Raw genomic sequence first — 17,590 nt, forward strand, 5'->3', positions numbered from 1 at the left:
AATTAGCGATAGATACGATGACACCAGTAAAAGTTTATCTTGAAAATGAAGCAGAAACCGTTAGCTTAGGTCAAAGGCTAGCCAGTGCGATCAAGCCGCCATTGACCCTCTATTTGAGTGGTGAACTGGGGGCGGGAAAAACAACCTTTAGTCGTGGCCTCATTCAGAGCCTGGGACATAAGGGGGCGGTGAAGAGTCCGACCTACACGCTGGTTGAGCCCTATGAGCTAGGTGATATTGATGTGTATCATTTTGATCTATATAGACTAAGTGATCCAGAAGAGCTCGAGTTTATGGGGATTCGAGACTACTTTACCGAGTCGAGCCTGTGTATTGTCGAGTGGCCCGATAAGGGCGTCGGCCTACTGCCCGAGGCGGATCTGGCGATCCATATTCAGTATCATCAACAGGGCCGAGAGGTCATGCTGACGGCGCACTCGCGCGCCGGAGAGATTTTGTTAGATAGTTTACATAATAATGATAAGAACTGAGTCACTAATAAAACGCCTATTATTGATTGTCTTGCTATGCACTCCTTCCATTGCCTACAGCGCAAATAAATTGGAAGGTGTGCGTATCTGGGCGGCACCAGAATCGACGCGGGTGGTGTTTGACCTGCGCGAGCCGCCAAAATATTCCCACTTCACCCTCACCAGTCCCTACCGCCTGGTGGTGGATCTGACGACCACGGCTACCGGGCTGGATCTTAATAAGATCGAGAACAACAGTAAGCTGGTTAAGCGGGTGCGCATTAGCAAACCGCCCAAGAAGGGCACCCTTAGGCTAGTGATCGATCTGGTTAAGCCTGCCAAGGCTAACCTCTTTGCCCTGTCGCCCACGGCGCCTTACGGCAATCGCCTGGTGGTGGATCTCGAAGGGGGCAACCAGAGTCCTAAGACGGTAAAAGTCGAGCCTGAGCAGAAGCTTAGGGACATCATAGTAGCCATCGATGCCGGCCATGGCGGCGACGATCCCGGTTCCATCGGCCCCTCTGGCACCTATGAGAAGAAGGTGGCGCTGCAGATAGCCAAGAAAGTGGAGGCCAAGATCAACGCCACGCCGGGCATGCGCGCCATCATGACACGTTCCGGTGACTACTTTGTCAATCTGAACAAACGCTCCGAGATCGCCCGTAACAGTAAGGCCGACCTGCTGGTGTCGATTCACGCCGACGCCTTTACCTCACCGCAACCACAAGGAGCCTCGGTGTGGGTGCTGTCGATGCGCCGCGCCAACAGTGAGATCGGTCGTTGGTTAGAGCAGAAAGAGAAGCATTCTGAGCTGCTGGGTGGTGCCGGTGAGATTATCCAGAACGCGGATAACGAACAGTATCTGGCCATGACGCTGCTGGATATGTCGATGGACAGATCCATGGCGATCAGCCATAACATCGCCGGAGATGTGTTGGCTAATCTGGGCAAGGTGACTCGCCTGCACAAGCATAAGCCCGAGGCGGCCAGCCTGGCAGTACTCAAGTCGCCGGATATTCCCTCTATTCTGGTGGAGACAGGCTTTATCTCGAACCACAAAGAGGAGCGCCTGCTGACCCAGAGGGATCACCAGAACAATATCGCTAATGCCGTCCACAAAGGCGTGGTGCGCTATTTCGAGAATAATCCTCCCGCCAATACCATGATGGCCAGTAAGAGTGGCATCAAACACAAGGTGACGGCCGGTGAGTCACTGTCTGTGATCGCCCACCGTTATCAGGTGTCGGTCGATAGCATCAAGAAGGCCAACAAGCTTAAGTCTAATACCCTCTACATCGGTCAGAAGCTGATCATTCCCCGGGCCTAAGGAGCCAAGATGACCATACGTATTTTGCCTCCTCAACTGGCTAACCAGATTGCCGCCGGGGAGGTGGTAGAGCGTCCTGCCTCTGTGATCAAGGAGTTGGTTGAGAACAGCCTGGATGCCGGTGCGACCCGGGTCGATATCGAAATAGACAAGGGCGGCAGCAAGCTGATTAAGATCACCGACAACGGCTCTGGCATCCCCAAGGAGGAGCTGAGCCTGGCCCTGTCCCGTCATGCCACCTCTAAGCTGGCCTCGTTAGACGATCTCGATGCCATCTTAAGCTTTGGTTTTCGCGGCGAGGCGCTGGCCAGTATCAGCTCGGTATCCCGCCTGACGTTGACTTCTCGTACTCAGGAGCAGAGCGAGGCCTGGCAGGCCTATGCCGAGGGCTCCGAGATGGCGGTTCGGGTGATCCCGGCGGCGCACCCTGTCGGTTCGACGGTGGAGGCGGCGGATCTCTTCTTCAATACCCCGGCCAGACGTCGCTTCTTAAAGAGCGATAAGACAGAATTTACCCATATCGATGAGTGGCTTAAGCGTATCGCCCTGGTACGCAGCGAGATCCATTTTACCCTTAAGCACAACGGTAAGCAGGTGCGTAACTACCGCCCGGCCAAGACAGAGGCGCAGTATCTGCAGCGCCTGGCGCAGGTCAGCGGTAAGGCCTTCGCCGATAACGCCCTCAGGGTCGATTGTAACCATAACGGCCTTAGCCTTAGCGGTTACATTCAGTCGCCATTTAGCGAGATGGCGGTTGGCGATACCCAATATTTCTATGTAAACGGCCGCCTGGTGCGTGACCGCCTGGTCAATCATGCGGTGCGTCAGGCCTTTGCCCAGCAGCTGCAGGGGGAGCAGGTCGCCTTCGTGCTCATGCTGAACCTGGATCCCCATCAGGTGGATGTTAACGTGCATCCCGCCAAGCATGAGGTGCGCTTCCACGAGAGCCGATATGTGCATGACTTTATCCTGCAGGCGCTGGAATCGGCGCTGCGTCAGTCGAGCGAGTTAGCCTTCGAGGCAGCACTCGACAATCAGGTAACTGACCAGGATAGATCCGCCTCCTATATTCGTCCGCTACAGACTCAGCAAAGTGACACAGGCTCCAATCAGATTGCCCATGGCGATACCGAAGAATACGCGGTAGGGCTTGCGAATGAACGCCCAGCCTATGGCGAGTGCGAAGCCAGTCGCCAGGCAGGTGGGCAGCGAGTGCAAGAGGCCCTGGTGAGTAGCTATGGTGGCGGCCAGTCTGGCGGGCGAGGGCGCAACTATGCAAGCGCGGAGCTTCCTAGCCAGGCAGCAGTCGATAGTTATGCCCAGTTGATGAGCACGCCAGGCGTGTCGAGTCAGGCAAACCAAATACATGGCAGCCATCTTCCGCCCATGCCTCAGGTGCTCGACGGTCAATATTGGCTTTTAGTCAGGGGAAGTGAGCTGGCGCTATTGAGCCTTAGCTGTGCGGCGCGCGAAGTGACCCGCCGCGAGATTGAAGCCAAGCTGGATGCGGGGCTGATTGGTCAGCCGCTGTTGATGCCTGTGTCGGTCAAGGTGGATGAAGATTGGCAGCAAACCTTGGTCGAAAGAGAGCTTTTGGTCAGAAAATTGGGCTTAGAGCTAACTATTCGCCTCGGCCAGTTGATAATTAAAAAAGTGCCCCCATATCTAAGGCAGAGTCAGCTGGCGAGTGTGATCCCTGAGTTTCTCCAGTGGATTCGCTTCGAAGAGCCGACAACTGAAGCCCTAGTTAACTGGTTGGTGAATCAGTCGGGTGAACAGTTTAATTCGGCGAGTCGACTCTGGGCCGACCTCATGGGGTTACCCGAGTCGCAGCAGCAAGAAATTTTATCTTTGGCCAAGGTAATGCCTTGGCAAACATGGTTAGGTGAGCAAACGAGTGAATAGCGAGAGTCAGCCGACAATTATCACCCTGATGGGGCCGACTGCGTCGGGTAAGACAGCGCTCGCGATGGCATTGGCCGAGCAGCATAACTGCGAGATCATCTCGGTCGACTCGGCGCTCATCTATCGGGGTATGGATATTGGCAGCGCCAAACCGAACCAGGAAGAGCTGAACCGGGCACCCCATAGATTGATCGATATTCGCGACCCGAGCGAGAGTTATTCGGCGGCGGATTTTCGCAGCGACGCCATCGCCAACATCGAAGCGATCCTCGCCGCGGGCAAGACGCCCCTGTTGGTGGGCGGCACCATGCTCTACTTCAAGGCGCTACTCGAAGGCCTGTCGCCGTTGCCATCGGCAGATGAGGCGATTCGGACCGAGATAGCCAAAGAGGTCGAAGCTAAGGGCTGGCAGGCGCTACATGACGAGCTACGTCAGATTGACCCTGTATCGGCAGAGCGGATCCACCCTAACGATCCCCAGCGTCTGTCGCGGGCGATCGAGGTGTACCGGATTAGCGGTAAGAGTCTGACTGAGTTGACCCAGGTTAAGGCCGATGCCTTCCCCTATAAGGTGGTGCAATTTGGCATAGCGCCGAAAGATCGCAAAGTGCTACACCTTGCTATAGCAGAAAGATTCAAATTGATGTTAAATCAAGGTTTCGTCGAAGAGGTGCAGCGGCTCAAGGCGCGAGCGGATCTGCATCTAGACCTACCTTCGATGAGATGTGTCGGATATCGCCAGGTGTGGCAGTATCTCGATGGGGAATATGACTATGATACTATGGTCGAAAAATCCATAGTTGCGACTAGGCAATTGGCCAAGCGTCAATTAACATGGTTGCGAGGATGGGCTGATCTAAATTGGCTGGAGAGTGGGGATGAATCTAATCTGGCGCGACTATTAGAGCATTGTCGCTAGCTAATTCATTCACTCTATATAATACTAAAACCAAACCAGAAATTGATGCTGTATTAGGTTTTAATTAATTTTAATAAAAAGGAAATTACATAATGGCAAAGGGGCAATCTTTACAAGACCCATTTTTGAACGCATTACGACGTGAACGCGTTCCGGTATCTATCTACCTAGTTAACGGTATCAAGCTTCAGGGACAAGTTGAGTCATTCGATCAGTTTGTTATTTTATTGAAGAACACTGTCAGCCAGATGGTTTATAAGCACGCTATCTCTACCGTGGTGCCTGCGCGTCCATTTAACGTGAGCAGCCATCACAACACGCCTAACCAGGCGGCGGGTTACAATGCATCACATGACGATAGCGCTGAGTAATTTCCTGAGGAGTTCGATTTTTGTTTGAACGCTATGAGGCGGGAGAAGCTGCAGTACTTGTCCATATCGACTTTTCAGATGAAGACAGTAGGGAAGATATTACCGAACTTCGTTTATTGGTCGAATCGGCAGGCGCTGAAACCGTTGGCGTGATCACGGGAAGTCGTCGTTCTCCAGATAGAAAGTATTTTGTTGGTACAGGTAAAGCGGAAGAGTTGGCAGCCATGGTTGCCGCCACTGACGCCAATGTGGTGATTTTTAACCACGCCTTGAGTCCTGCACAAGAGCGTAATCTTGAGCTGATCTGTCAGTGTCGGGTCTTAGACCGTACGACGCTGATTTTGGATATTTTTGCTCAGCGCGCCAGGACCTATGAGGGTAAGTTACAGGTGGAGCTAGCGCAATTGCGCCACATGTCGACGCGCCTGATTCGTGGTTGGACTCACCTTGAACGGCAAAAAGGTGGTATCGGCCTGCGGGGACCGGGTGAAACCCAGCTGGAAACCGACAGACGTCTGCTGCGTGGTCGCATCAAGACCATCAACAAGCGGCTGGAAAAGGTCGATAAACAGCGTGAACAGAGTCGCCGGGCGAGGCAGCGAAGCGAGCTCGCCACCGTGTCTTTGGTGGGTTACACCAACGCCGGTAAGTCGACCCTATTTAACGCCTTGACCGTCTCCGAGGTCTATGCCGCCGACCAACTGTTTGCGACACTCGATCCGACCCTGCGTAAGTTAGACTTACAAGACGGTTCGGTCATTTTGGCCGATACGGTCGGTTTCATCAGACACCTTCCCCATGATCTTGTGGCGGCGTTTAAGGCCACCCTGCAGGAAACCCGCGAAGCGGATCTTCTGCTGCATGTGGTCGACAGTGCTGATGAAAACATGGGCGACAATTTTGAACAGGTACAGCTCGTACTCAAAGAGATTGGCGCCGAAGAGATTCCACAGTTGATCGTCTGTAACAAGATAGATCTGTTGGAAGATGTGGGACCTAAGATCGACTATGACGGCGATGGGGTCCCTATACGTGTTTGGGTTTCGGCCCAGCAGAGTCTAGGCTTGGATTTGCTCGAAAAGGCCATCAACCAGTTGGTTGGACGGGCCATATTGGAGCTTACCTTGCGAATTCCGGCGACGGCCGGGCATTATCTTGGTCAGTTTTATCGACTGGATGTGATACAGCAGAAAGAGTATGACGATCTGGGGAACTGTATCTTGTCTGTTCGTTTGTTGGAGGCCGACTGGCACCGATTAGCGAAGCAGAGCCAAGGGGAGTTGGAAACCTTTATTGTTGAAACCGAAGCAATAGAGTAGTTTTTAGTAATCTCGTTTATTTCATACACCTATGGAGTGCTAAATGGCTTGGAACGAGCCCGGTAACAAGGGTCAAGACCCTTGGGGAAACAAGAACGGCAATGACAAGGGGCCGCCAGATCTCGACGAAGTATTTAAGAATATTTCGAAGCGTTTTGGGGGTAAAGGAAATGGCGCTGGCGGTGGATTCAGCGCGCTAGGTTTTATCATTGTATTAGGCATCGCCGTTGTCGTATGGGGCCTATCAGGTTTCTATACGGTGAAAGAAGCCGAAAAGGGTGTGGCGCTACGCTTTGGCAAGTATATTGGCCAAGTAGAGCCGGGCCTACAGTGGAAGGCGACCTTCATCGATGAAGTCTTCCCAGTGAACGTGAGCAACGTTCGCTCAATTCCAGCCTCGGGCAGCATGCTCACCGCCGACGAGAACGTCGTTTTGGTGGAGCTGGATGTACAGTATATTGTGGTCGATGCCTATCGTTACCTGTTTAGCGCGGTCGATGCCAATTCGAGCCTGCGTGAGGCTACCGATAGCGCGCTGCGTTATGTGGTGGGTCACAACAAGATGGACGATATCCTGACCACGGGGCGTGATCAGATCCGTCGTGACACTTGGGAAGAGGTCGAGCGCATCATCAAGCCTTATAACCTGGGCATAGAGATCCGCGACGTGAACTTCTTGCCGGCTCGTCCGCCGGAAGAGGTGAAAGACGCCTTCGATGACGCTATCGCCGCACAGGAAGATGAGCAGCGTTTCATTCGTGAAGCCGAAGCTTATTCTCGTGAAGTTGAGCCTAAGGCTCGCGGTACGGTGCAGCGCATGGAGCAGCAGGCGAACGCCTATAAAGAGCGTGAGATCCTAGAGGCTCGCGGTAAGGTGGCTCGCTTCGAGAAGCTGTTGCCTGAATATAAGGCGGCGCCAGAAGTGACGCGTGATCGTCTTTACATCGATGCCATGTCTAATGTCCTCTCGGGTACCAACAAGGTGCTGGTGGATTCGAAGGCGGGCAACAACATGATGTATCTGCCACTGGATAAGTTAATGGAGCAGCGTCCACAGACCAAGACCAGCAAGCCTGTCGAGGTGGACTCGGTCAATGACTCAGTTAACAGCATAGTAAATAGTGTTGGCATGCCGTTAGATGGAAGGCCTTCTCGTAGCGACCGCACTCGCCAGGGGAGAAACTAATCATGGGTAGATTATCTGTTATTATTGCGGCCATCCTAGTCGCTATGGGTCTATCGTCCCTGATGGTGGTCAACGAGGGTGAACGCGCTATCGTGTCGCGCTTTGGTAAGATCATCAAAGATGAGGGGGTAACCCGCATCTATAAGCCGGGTCTGCATATCAAGCTGCCGGTGATCGATAAGATCAAGTATCTCGACTCTCGCATCCAAACCATGGATGGCGCGGCGGATCGCTTCGTGACGTCAGAGAAGAAAGACTTGATGGTCGACTCTTACGTGAAGTGGCGCATCAAAGATCACGAGAAGTACTATCTCGCGACCAATGGTGGTAACAAGGTTCAGGCGGAATCTCTGCTCCAGCGTAAGATCAACAACGACCTGCGTACCGAGTTTGGTCGTCGCACCATTAAGGATATCGTCTCTGGTAGCCGTGATGAGCTGCAGCAGGATGCGCTGCGAAACGCCTCTGACAGTGCTCAGGACCTGGGTATCGAGGTGGTCGACGTGCGTGTTAAGCAGATCAACCTGCCAGCCAACGTGAGCTCTAGCATCTACCAGCGTATGCGCGCCGAGCGTACCGCTGTGGCGAAAGAGCACCGCGCTCAGGGTAAGGAGCAGTCTGAGATCATTCGCGCCAAGACAGATGCCAGCGTGACCATTCAGATCGCAGAAGCAGAGCGTAAGGCGCTGCAGGTGCGTGGTGAGGGTGATGCCATCGCCGCTAAGATCTACGCCGATGCTTATAAGAAGGACTCAGAGTTCTTCTCTTTCCTGCGTAGCCTAGAGGCTTATCAGGCGAGTTTCGGTAACGGCTCTAACGTTATGGTGCTCGAGCCAGAAGGTGATTTCTTCAAGTATATGAAGAGCGCTGACGCGAAATAGTTCTCATTGAGGATTATTGAGATTAAAGCCCGACGAGTTCGGGCTTTTTTATCGCTTATTTCTGCAAGTTACTAATTTAGTTTTGATTGTTATTCTCGTTTACCATTTTATCAGGTAAAATCCTGACAGTTTTATCCCGCTCTTGCTGCACATTTTCTTCTAGAATGAGCAATTTCCTAACATAGTTAACTTTGTGCTTTGTTTTACTATGATCTGCTTCTAATTTTTGGCTATAATGAGCCCCGCCTCAAATTTGATTTTTGCGCTTTGGGGTAAAACCCCAATTTCAAAAATTTTTAAAACAAAAATTCCAACACTCTCTGGAGATAAGTGGATGAGCAATGCGCCAGTCGATACCGGACGTCGCAGATTCCTGACCGCAGCAACCGCCGTAGTGGGTGGTGCTGGTGCCGTCGCTGTAGCGGTTCCTTTTATAAAGTCGTGGAATCCGAGTGCCAAAGCGAAAGCTGCAGGTGCGCCGGTAGAAGTAAATATTAGTAAGTTAGAGCCGGGTCAGCTGATCCGTGTTGAATGGCGTGGAAAGCCTGTATGGGTTGTCCGCCGCACTGAAGAGATCTTAAAGGGTCTTGCTACTCACGATGATAAGTTGCGCGATCCAGCGTCTAACGAAGAGCAACAACCTGCCTACGCGCAGAACGCCGTTCGCTCAATCAAGCCTGAGTACTTTATTGCCGTTGGTCTGTGTACGCACTTAGGTTGTTCTCCAACGTATCTGCCTGATACATTCGGTGAACAGGTTGAAGGTGTCGCTTCTGGTTTCTTCTGCCCATGTCATGGCTCTAAGTTTGATATGGCTGGTCGTGTATTCCAGGGTGTTCCAGCGCCGTTGAACCTAGTTGTTCCACCTCATCAATACATTGATGACGGCAACGTGATCATCGGTGTCGACCAGGGGGCTGCATAATGGTTAAGAATATTATCGATTGGATTGATGCGCGCATCCCTATGACGGCGACCTACAACCGTCACGTAGGTCAATATGCGACGCCAACCAACTTCAACTTCTGGTACTTCTTTGGCTCGCTAGCCATGCTAGTACTGGTTAACCAGCTGCTGACCGGTATCTGGTTGACCATGAACTATGTACCAACCGCAGAAGGTGCCTTCGCCTCTATCGAATACATCATGCGTGATGTCGAGTACGGCTGGTTGCTGCGTTACATGCACTCAACCGGTGCATCTGCCTTCTTCGTGGTGGTTTATCTGCACATGTTCCGTGGTCTGATCTACGGTTCTTATCAGAAGCCTCGTGAGCTGCTGTGGCTGTTCGGTATGTTGATCTTCCTCGTACTGATGGCTGAAGCTTTCATGGGTTACCTGCTTCCTTGGGGACAGATGTCTTACTGGGGCGCACAGGTAATTATCTCTCTGTTTGGTGCTATCCCTGTTATTGGTGACGACCTGACACTATGGATTCGTGGTGACTTCGTTGTTTCTGGTGCGACACTGAACCGCTTCTTCGCGCTACACGTTATCGCGTTACCTTTGGTGCTTGTGGTTCTGGTGTTCCTACACCTGATCGCTCTGCACGAAGTGGGTTCTAACAACCCAGACGGTATCGAGATCAAGAAGAACAAAGATGAGAATGGCTGGCCGAAAGACGGTATCCCATTCCACCCTTACTACACCGTAAAAGATATCATGGGCGTCGCTGGCTTCCTGATCGTCTTCTGCTACGTATTGTTCTTCATGCCTGAAGGCGGTGGATACTTCCTCGAGAAGCCAAACTTCGAAGCGGCTAACCCGATGAAGACACCTGAGCACATTGCGCCAGTTTGGTACTTCACACCATTCTACGCCATCCTACGTGCGATTCCTGACAAACTGTTAGGGGTTGTGGGTATGGGTCTAGCGATTGCCGTACTCTTCGTTCTGCCTTGGTTAGATCGTTGTAAGGTTAAGTCAATCCGCTACCGTAGCATGATTCATAAGCTGAACATTGGTCAGTTTGCCGTATCTTTCGTTATCTTAGGCTACCTGGGTGCCGTACCTGCGACGCCAACGCTGACAATCGCTGCGCGCGTCTTCACTCTGACATACTTCGGTTTCTTCTTAGCGCTGTGGTTATACAGTAAGAATGAGAAAACTAAGCCTGTACCAGAGAGGTTGACCCACTAATGAAAAAATTACTGATTGCATTAGTTACATTAGTACCATCTCTTGCGTTTGCAGCAGGTGGTGCCCATGTTCATCTAGAAAGTGCTAACGTCGACCTGAAAGACAAAGAGTCACTGCAACGTGGTCTGGATACTTTCCAGCACTACTGCTCAGGCTGTCACAGCACTCAGTACCAGCGTTACAACCGTGTAGCCGAAGACCTGGGTATCTCAGTTGACGATATGCGTAACAAGTATATGCTCAACGGCGATGCCAAAGTGGGCGACCTGATGGAAAATGCGATTCCTGAAGTCGACGCGGCGAAATGGTTCGGTGCAGCGCCACCGGATCTGACTCTGGTTGCACGTGTACGTGGCGAAGACTGGATCTACACCTACCTAAAGAGTTTCTACAAAGATGAGACTCGTCCATTTGGTGTAAACAACACTGTCTTCCCGTCAGTGGCTATGCCGCACGTACTGCAAGAGCTGCAAGGTCTGCAGGTTAAGCAAGAAGACGGTAGCTTCGTTGCTACTGGTGGAAAGCTGACTGCCGAAGAATATGATCAAGTCGTTCGTGACATCACAGGCTTCCTGGTTTACTCAGGCGAGCCGGTAAAACTTGAGCGTGAAAGCTTAGGTTGGTGGGTAATGGGCTTCCTGTTTATTTTCTTTATTGTGGCCTACCTCTTGAAGAAAGAGTACTGGAAAGATGTACACTAACCCCCAATAGAGGTTAGAATATATTATCCGCATATTATAAACGGGGGGCTTTGCCCCTCGTTTGTTTTTGCTTTTTTAGCTTTCATATTTAAATCTTGGAGGGTATCAATGGCTGTTGCTGCCAATAAACGCTCAATCATGACCCTGTTTTCAGGCGCCGACGATCTCTATAGCCATCAAGTCCGTATCGTCTTGGCGGAAAAGGGAGTGACTGTCGATGTTCTGCAGGTGGATCCTAGCGATATGCCTGAAGATCTTATTGAGCTAAACCCATACAACACAGTGCCAACTTTGGTTGACCGTGAGTTGGTGCTTTATAACTCTCGTATCATCATGGAATACCTGGATGAGCGTTTCCCGCATCCACCTCTGATGCCTGTCTACCCGGTTTCCCGTGGCCAGACGCGTCTGATGATGCACCGTATCGAAAACGACTGGTATAGCCTGGTCGATCGCATCCGTAAGGGTGATCGTGCCGATGAGGCGCGTAAAGAGCTTCAGGAGAGCCTGACCTCTATCGCCCCTATCTTTAACGAGATGCCTTACTTCATGGCCGAAGAGTTTGGTCTGGCCGACTGTTACCTGGGCCCACTGCTGTGGCGTCTGCCTGTACTGGGCATCGAGCTGGACAGCCGTACCGCCAAGGAAGTTAAAGCCTACATGACACGTCTATTTGACCGTGACTCATTCAAGGCGTCTTTGACCGAGGCTGAGCGCGAAATGCGCATGGGTATCTAAAATGAAACCTATGACCCCTAACCGTCCTTACCTGTTACAGGCCTATTACGACTGGCTCATGGATAACGAGCTGACCCCTCATGTGGTGGTCGACGCTTATGTGCCCGGTACCCAAGTACCGCAGCAGTATGTGAAAGATGGACAGATAGTGCTTAATATTACCGCCAGTGCCGTGGGTAATTTGCAGATAGGTCATGACTTCATCGAGTTTAATGCCCGCTTCGGCGGCGTACCACAACAGGTGGTACTGCCTATGGCCTCGATTGTCGCCATCTACGCCAGAGAAAATGGCGCAGGAACCGTGTTCGATCAGGAAGAAGCCTATCAGCTCGAGGCCGATGCCCGCGATCTGGGTCTCTCTGTGGTCGATGAGCCTAAGACAGAAGAACCGGCTATAGCCGAGACTTCTGCCGAGAATGATAAGCCGAAACGTCGCGGTCATCTCACCCTGGTGAAATAACCGGCGCGAACGAGAAAAAACCAGCTTAGGCTGGTTTTTTTGTGCCCGAGAAAAAGCATGCATGGGTGGGGGCATAGCGGGAGGTAAGCCCGAGGCGTCAGTAGAATGGATGATCCCGCCTGGACTCTGTGTTAGCATCTGCGCCAGAAAAATGCGGCGCAACTCACACCCGCAACTCACACCCAATATACACGAGCACTCTATTCATGATCCTGATGATCGACAATTACGACTCCTTTACCTTCAACCTGGTGCAGTATTTTCAGCAGCTGGGGGAGGAGATTGTCGTCAGGCGCAACGATGAGCTTAGCCTCGCCGACATCCAGACTCTTGCACCGAGCAGGCTGGTGATCTCACCGGGTCCCTGTTCGCCTAACGAGGCGGGTATCTCCCTCGAGGCCATTAAGGCCTTCGCCGGTAAGCTGCCCATATTGGGGGTCTGTCTCGGCCATCAGGCGATCGCCCAGGCCTTCGGGGCTCAGGTGGTATGCGCCAAGCGGGTAATGCATGGCAAGACCAGCGCCATCACTCATACTGGTAAAGGTCTGTTTACCGGGCTGAATCAACCACTCACCGTCACCCGTTATCACTCCCTCCTGGTCGAGCAGTTGCCTAAGGACTTTACCCTTGATGCCTGGTTCGATGACCCGGTTCACGGCAGGGAGATCATGGCCATGAGCCGGCTCGAACTTGGCCTGTTTGGTGTACAGTTTCATCCCGAATCTATCCTCACCGAGCAGGGACTCGAACTGCTGGCAAATTTCGTTAAGCAGAGCATTCCTTCAAGCAACTAAAATAGCACTTTAGCCTAGCGCCGCGAGCGACAATGGTTAACCATTAGCTCAATTCTTTTTCAAACTGTTACAAGTTTTATCCCGCCCACATCCTCGTCCCACTCCCATTTTGTGATATAAAAGGCAGCAAAATAACAAGGCTGGGGCCTTAGCCTCGGCGACATAAATAATAAGGAAGGACGATGACGGGCGCGTTTCGTGGATTTGGTCTCAGCATTTTGACCCTCACCATCTTGGGGGGCTGTGCAGCCACCCCTTCAAGCGATACTCAACAGACTCAGGTAACGACTCAGGCAAGCACTCAGGTGGCGTTGGCCACGCCGCCAAGCGTGGATCAGCCACTGACCCTCAAACAGATCATGGCCAATCCAGATTGGATGGGTATCCTGGCTAAGGGCGAATATTGGAGTGACGACAGCCAGTCGGTCTACTTTGCCCGTCAGGCCCATCAATCGCCGCTACTGGACTACTATCAACAGCCACTCGTCTCGGGCGAGGCCGCCAAGCTAGCGCTCGATGCCCTGCATCAGGCGGATCAGCAGTATGGCGTGATGGACGAGGCCCGCAGCCGCAAGGCCTATATTTATCAGGGCAACCTGTTCGTTAAAGATCTGCTTAGCGGCAAGGTGTCGCAGCTGACCCGTCAAAACACTAAGGTGGACGGGGTGCGTTTCCTCACCAATGGCGATATTGCCTACTGGCAGGGCGAGCAGGTGTTCCGCATTCACGGCGACAGTGGCCTGTATGAACAGATCGCCAACATCAAGATGGCCAAGCAGCCCAAAGGGGTCGAGGCGCCTAGCAGCTATATCGCCAAGCAGCAGCATAGACTGATTGAATATGTCGCCCTTAAGCAGAACCAGGCGAAAGAGAAAGAGCAATATCAGGCGGAGCTGGCTAAGCAAGATCCTACCATGACGGCCAAGACCTGGTATCTGGGCGAGGAGGAAACCGTCTCCCAGATGAGCCTGTCACCGGACGGTCGCTACCTGCTACTGTCACTGGTGGACAAGAACTACAGCTGGCGCGCCGAGCATGACATCATGCCTAACTATCTGGGTAGCCAAGGTTATGTGGATGCCGTACCTGCAAGGGCGCGTGTGGCCGAAGATAAGTATCCCGGCGAGCGTCTGGTGCTCTTGGATCTCGAGCAGCATGAGAAGCGTGACATCACCATCGAAGGCCTGACCGGCTTCGATGAAGACGTGCTGGCCGCGGTGAAGGCTGAAAATGCCAAAGCCAAGGGCGAGACCTATAAGAGCGAGAAGGCACCGCGTAAGGTGCAGCTGATGCAGGACTGGGGCTGGACCCAGAGCGCCATGCAGTGGCAGGCCAAGGACAACAAGGTCGCCATCATGCTCGAAGCGGTGGACAACAAAGACAGATGGATTGCCACCCTCAACCTCAAGTCGGGCTCACTGAAGACAGAGCACAGGCTGCACGACGATGCCTGGGTTAACTACAACTTCAACCAGTTCGGCTGGTTGCCACAGAGCGATACCCTCTATTACCTCTCGGAAGAGACCGGCTATTCCCACCTCTACCTCAAGGCGAGCGGCGTCAAGCCACAGGCCCTGACCCAGGGTAAGTATGTGGTCAGCGATATCACCCTAGGCCCCAAGGCCGAGTATATCTACTACAAGGCCAACAAAGACCATCCAGGCATAGACAACGTCTATCGCGTCAACCTTGCCGATGGCCAGAGCGAGCAGCTCACCCAGTGGGATGGTCAGCTGGATTACAGCCTGAGCCCAGATGGCAGCAAGTTGCTGCTCAAGGCCTCTCGTCGTACTCAGCCGAGCGAGCTCTACGTGCAGGCGATCGGCGGTGAACTCAAGCAGCTGACCCACTACACCTCGGATGCCTTCAAGCAATATGCGTGGCAGGCTCCAGAGGTGGTTAAGGTACCGTCTACCCATGGCGCCGGCGATGTTTATGCCAGAGTCTATCTGCCACAGGGCTTTGATAAGGCGCGTGCCGAGAAATACCCTGCGGTGATCTTCAACCATGGTGCCGGCTATCTGCAAAATGCCCACTATGGTTTCTCCGGCTACTTCCGCGAGTTCATGTTCCACAATCTGCTGACTCAGCAGGGCTATGTGGTGATGGACATGGACTATCGTGGCTCTAAAGGCTATGGCCGCGACTGGCGTACGGCGATCTATCGCAACATGGGCCATCCAGAGGTGGAAGATCTGAAGGACGGCGTTAACTGGATGGTGGCCAATACCCATGTGGATCTTAAGCGCGTCGGCACCTATGGTGGCTCTTACGGTGGCTTCCTCACCTTCATGGCGTTGTTTACCGAGCCCGAGCTGTTCCAGGCCGGTGCGGCGCTGCGCCCCGTGAGCGACTGGGCGCACTACAACGCGCCATACACCTCTAACATTCTCAACACGCCAGATGTGGATGCTATCGCCTATGAGCGCAGCTCGCCTATCGAGCACGCACAGGGACTGCAGAAGCCGCTGTTGGTGATGAGTGGTGTGCTGGACGATAACGTCTTCTTCCAAGACAGCGTGCGTCTGGTGCAGCGCCTGATCGAGCTGGAGAAGCCTATGTTCGAGACCGCCATCTATCCGGTCGAGCCCCACGGCTTCCGCCAGCCTTCGAGCTGGTTAGATGAATACCGCCGCATCTTCAAATTGTTCGAGCAAGAGCTTAAATAACCGACCAGGGCCTCATTCGAGGCCCTTTTTATTGCTTGGGGATCTGCCAAGTGCGTGATTTGGTGTAATATAAGCCTAATGCGCTCAATTAGCTGAGGAGAACGGCTTAGGTGGCAAAGTCCATTGCCGGAGGTGTCCGTCCGGGCATCATCATAGATATCGAACACAGGCTTCTGAAACAGATCATCGTGGGTAAGCAGAAGGCCGCGGCCTCCATGTTTGATGACTTAGACCGTGAACTGGAAAACGATGCCAATAAGCTCGCCATCGAGCGCGATGCCGTGTTCGAGCGCCTCTCCAAGCAGATCCAGGCACGGCAGGTGTACGAGGCGGTCTCTAAGCAGCTGATCACTACGGTCAACAGCACCCTGGACAATCAACTGGCCTCGCCAGAGCTGCTGATACAGCACTCGGGCATCAACGCCAGTCAGATGTTGATGCTGGAGCTGCTGCAGCAGAAGAACCTGGATCTGAGCCGGTTGCGCCTGCTGATCGCCGATTTGCCCTGGCTGGCGCGGGATCTCACCAATATGGTCAACAGTCCTTCGTTTCGTCATAAGCGACAGCAGCGCTCGGATGTGAAGGTTACCGAGATAAAGCTGGTGCTCAACTTCATCGGCGTCGAAAACCTCAGGCTGCTGATCCCCTATTACTGTCTGCGCAACTGGCTGCCAACCGGGCACGCCAATCTGCTTTGGACCACACGTAAGCTGTGGCGTTACGCCATGGTTACCGGCATCGCGGCCAAGGCGCTGGCGCAGCTAAACGAGCAGGACATGGCCACCGCCTACACCAGCAGCCTGCTCTATCAGCTGGGGGTCTCTGTGGTGCTGAAAAATGGCGCCAAGGTCTACGAGAGCATCTGGGGCAATTGGCTCAGGGAGGCCAGTGCCAGTCGAGACAAGGAGCTGCACGACGCCGTGCTGGCCACAGAATTTCCCGCCGAGGATATCTATCAGCAGGTGCTGCAACACGCCCATACCCTCAACTGGCGCCTGCCTGAGCTGCTGGACTTCTCCGCCAGCGGACTAACCCAGACCCAGAGGGAGCTGGATACCTGTCTTAGCTACAGCGAGTTGTCGACCGAGGCGGCTCTGGTCGCCCGGGCCAGCTGTTATGCCAAGGTGTTGATGCTAGATGAGATGCGGCTGATCTCGCCCAAAGAGAAGCAGATGATGTTCGACTATTATCAGCTCTCGGAGCAGGAGCAGATCCGCCTCAAGGGGCAGAACTACCGCAAGCTAGACCTTTATTAGAGTTCTAGCGCTTCGCGTACCGACCTATAGCGCTTCGCATTAGCCCTTAGCCCGTAAAGCGCGGCTTCTCCCAGGGCGCCCAAAACTCAGCTTAACAGTGGCGCCTTCTTCTTACCCTTCGCTACGCATCCCATTGATAGTGATGACATCATTCACCTTGCTGGCCATGTCTGTCAGGTCACTCCCATCCTACTAATAAAGAGTGGAAACGGCGGTGTACAACAGGGCAGTGAGAATGAACTGTTTTACTGATGCTTTTTAGTGTTATTTGCTGTGGAAATGTTTTACTATCCACGCCACGTCAAAATGTGACTATATATTCATAAAAATTACATTATTAGTTGAATTTTGGGTCGATAAACTTTTTTCTGACTATTTATGCTCAAGCCTAGGTTATAAACGCTTGTATAACCTTTAAGCTCAAATCTTTATGCATTTGTTATGCACATTCTAAG

The 17,590-nt window shown here is 52.8% G+C and carries 16 protein-coding genes; all 16 read left to right on the forward strand.

The window, feature by feature from the left end; genetic code table 11:
* Positions 1 to 17: 17 nt before the first annotated feature.
* The 16 genes from tsaE to K0I31_RS02950 all read left to right on the forward strand — a co-directional run bounded on the left by tsaE (position 18) and on the right by K0I31_RS02950 (position 17,135).
* Complete coding sequence (gene tsaE, locus K0I31_RS02875) at positions 18 to 491, forward strand: tRNA (adenosine(37)-N6)-threonylcarbamoyltransferase complex ATPase subunit type 1 TsaE (RefSeq protein WP_011864368.1); 474 nt, start codon at positions 18 to 20, stop codon at positions 489 to 491.
* Complete coding sequence (locus K0I31_RS02880; RefSeq protein ID WP_220079833.1) at positions 478 to 1,797, forward strand: N-acetylmuramoyl-L-alanine amidase; 1,320 nt, start codon at positions 478 to 480, stop codon at positions 1,795 to 1,797. Before tsaE ends, K0I31_RS02880 begins: the two co-directional genes overlap by 14 nt.
* A 9-nt stretch (positions 1,798 to 1,806) precedes the next feature.
* Entirely contained in the window at positions 1,807 to 3,702 is a 1,896-nt protein-coding gene (gene mutL, locus K0I31_RS02885) for a DNA mismatch repair endonuclease MutL (RefSeq protein WP_220079834.1), read from the forward strand.
* Positions 3,695 to 4,621, forward strand: coding sequence for a tRNA (adenosine(37)-N6)-dimethylallyltransferase MiaA (gene miaA, locus K0I31_RS02890; RefSeq protein WP_220080763.1), 927 nt, complete (start codon positions 3,695 to 3,697; stop codon positions 4,619 to 4,621). Before mutL ends, miaA begins: the two co-directional genes overlap by 8 nt.
* A gap of 92 nt (positions 4,622 to 4,713) precedes the next feature.
* Positions 4,714 to 4,992, forward strand: a complete 279-nt coding sequence (gene hfq, locus K0I31_RS02895; protein WP_011864372.1) for an RNA chaperone Hfq — start codon at positions 4,714 to 4,716, stop codon at positions 4,990 to 4,992.
* Between the two features lie 20 nt (positions 4,993 to 5,012).
* On the forward strand, positions 5,013 to 6,311 hold the full coding sequence (gene hflX / locus K0I31_RS02900) for a ribosome rescue GTPase HflX (RefSeq protein WP_220079835.1): 1,299 nt from the start codon (positions 5,013 to 5,015) through the stop codon (positions 6,309 to 6,311).
* 43 nt (positions 6,312 to 6,354) lie between these two features.
* The gene (gene hflK, locus K0I31_RS02905; protein WP_220044170.1) at positions 6,355 to 7,497 is read left to right on the forward strand and encodes an FtsH protease activity modulator HflK; all 1,143 of its coding nucleotides are present in this window, start codon (positions 6,355 to 6,357) and stop codon (positions 7,495 to 7,497) included.
* A gap of 2 nt (positions 7,498 to 7,499) precedes the next feature.
* A complete protein-coding gene (hflC, locus tag K0I31_RS02910) occupies positions 7,500 to 8,378 on the forward strand; it encodes a protease modulator HflC (protein ID WP_220079836.1) in 879 nt (292 codons plus the stop codon).
* Positions 8,379 to 8,712: 334 nt separating this feature from the next.
* Positions 8,713 to 9,303: a ubiquinol-cytochrome c reductase iron-sulfur subunit gene (petA, locus tag K0I31_RS02915; protein ID WP_011864376.1), complete on the forward strand. Its 591-nt coding sequence runs from the start codon at positions 8,713 to 8,715 to the stop codon at positions 9,301 to 9,303.
* A complete protein-coding gene (locus K0I31_RS02920) occupies positions 9,303 to 10,517 on the forward strand; it encodes a cytochrome b (protein WP_011864377.1) in 1,215 nt (404 codons plus the stop codon). Before petA ends, K0I31_RS02920 begins: the two co-directional genes overlap by 1 nt.
* Positions 10,517 to 11,218, forward strand: a complete 702-nt coding sequence (locus tag K0I31_RS02925) for a cytochrome c1 (protein WP_011864378.1) — start codon at positions 10,517 to 10,519, stop codon at positions 11,216 to 11,218. Before K0I31_RS02920 ends, K0I31_RS02925 begins: the two co-directional genes overlap by 1 nt.
* Positions 11,219 to 11,326: 108 nt before the next feature.
* Positions 11,327 to 11,956 carry a stringent starvation protein SspA gene (sspA, locus tag K0I31_RS02930; RefSeq protein ID WP_011864379.1) on the forward strand — a complete coding sequence of 210 codons (630 nt, stop codon included), beginning with the start codon at positions 11,327 to 11,329 and terminating at the stop codon, positions 11,954 to 11,956.
* A gap of 1 nt (position 11,957) precedes the next feature.
* Positions 11,958 to 12,416, forward strand: a complete 459-nt coding sequence (locus K0I31_RS02935) for a ClpXP protease specificity-enhancing factor (RefSeq protein ID WP_220079837.1) — start codon at positions 11,958 to 11,960, stop codon at positions 12,414 to 12,416.
* 206 nt (positions 12,417 to 12,622) lie between these two features.
* Positions 12,623 to 13,210, forward strand: a complete 588-nt coding sequence (locus K0I31_RS02940) for an anthranilate synthase component II (protein WP_220079838.1) — start codon at positions 12,623 to 12,625, stop codon at positions 13,208 to 13,210.
* A gap of 182 nt (positions 13,211 to 13,392) precedes the next feature.
* Entirely contained in the window at positions 13,393 to 15,879 is a 2,487-nt protein-coding gene (locus tag K0I31_RS02945) for a S9 family peptidase (protein WP_220079839.1), read from the forward strand.
* Positions 15,880 to 15,989: 110 nt separating this feature from the next.
* Complete coding sequence (locus K0I31_RS02950) at positions 15,990 to 17,135, forward strand: HDOD domain-containing protein (RefSeq protein WP_011864383.1); 1,146 nt, start codon at positions 15,990 to 15,992, stop codon at positions 17,133 to 17,135.
* Positions 17,136 to 17,590: the final 455 nt, after the last annotated feature.

It is taken from the genome of Shewanella spartinae, from assembly GCF_019457555.1.
GTDB lineage: Bacteria > Pseudomonadota > Gammaproteobacteria > Enterobacterales > Shewanellaceae > Shewanella > Shewanella loihica.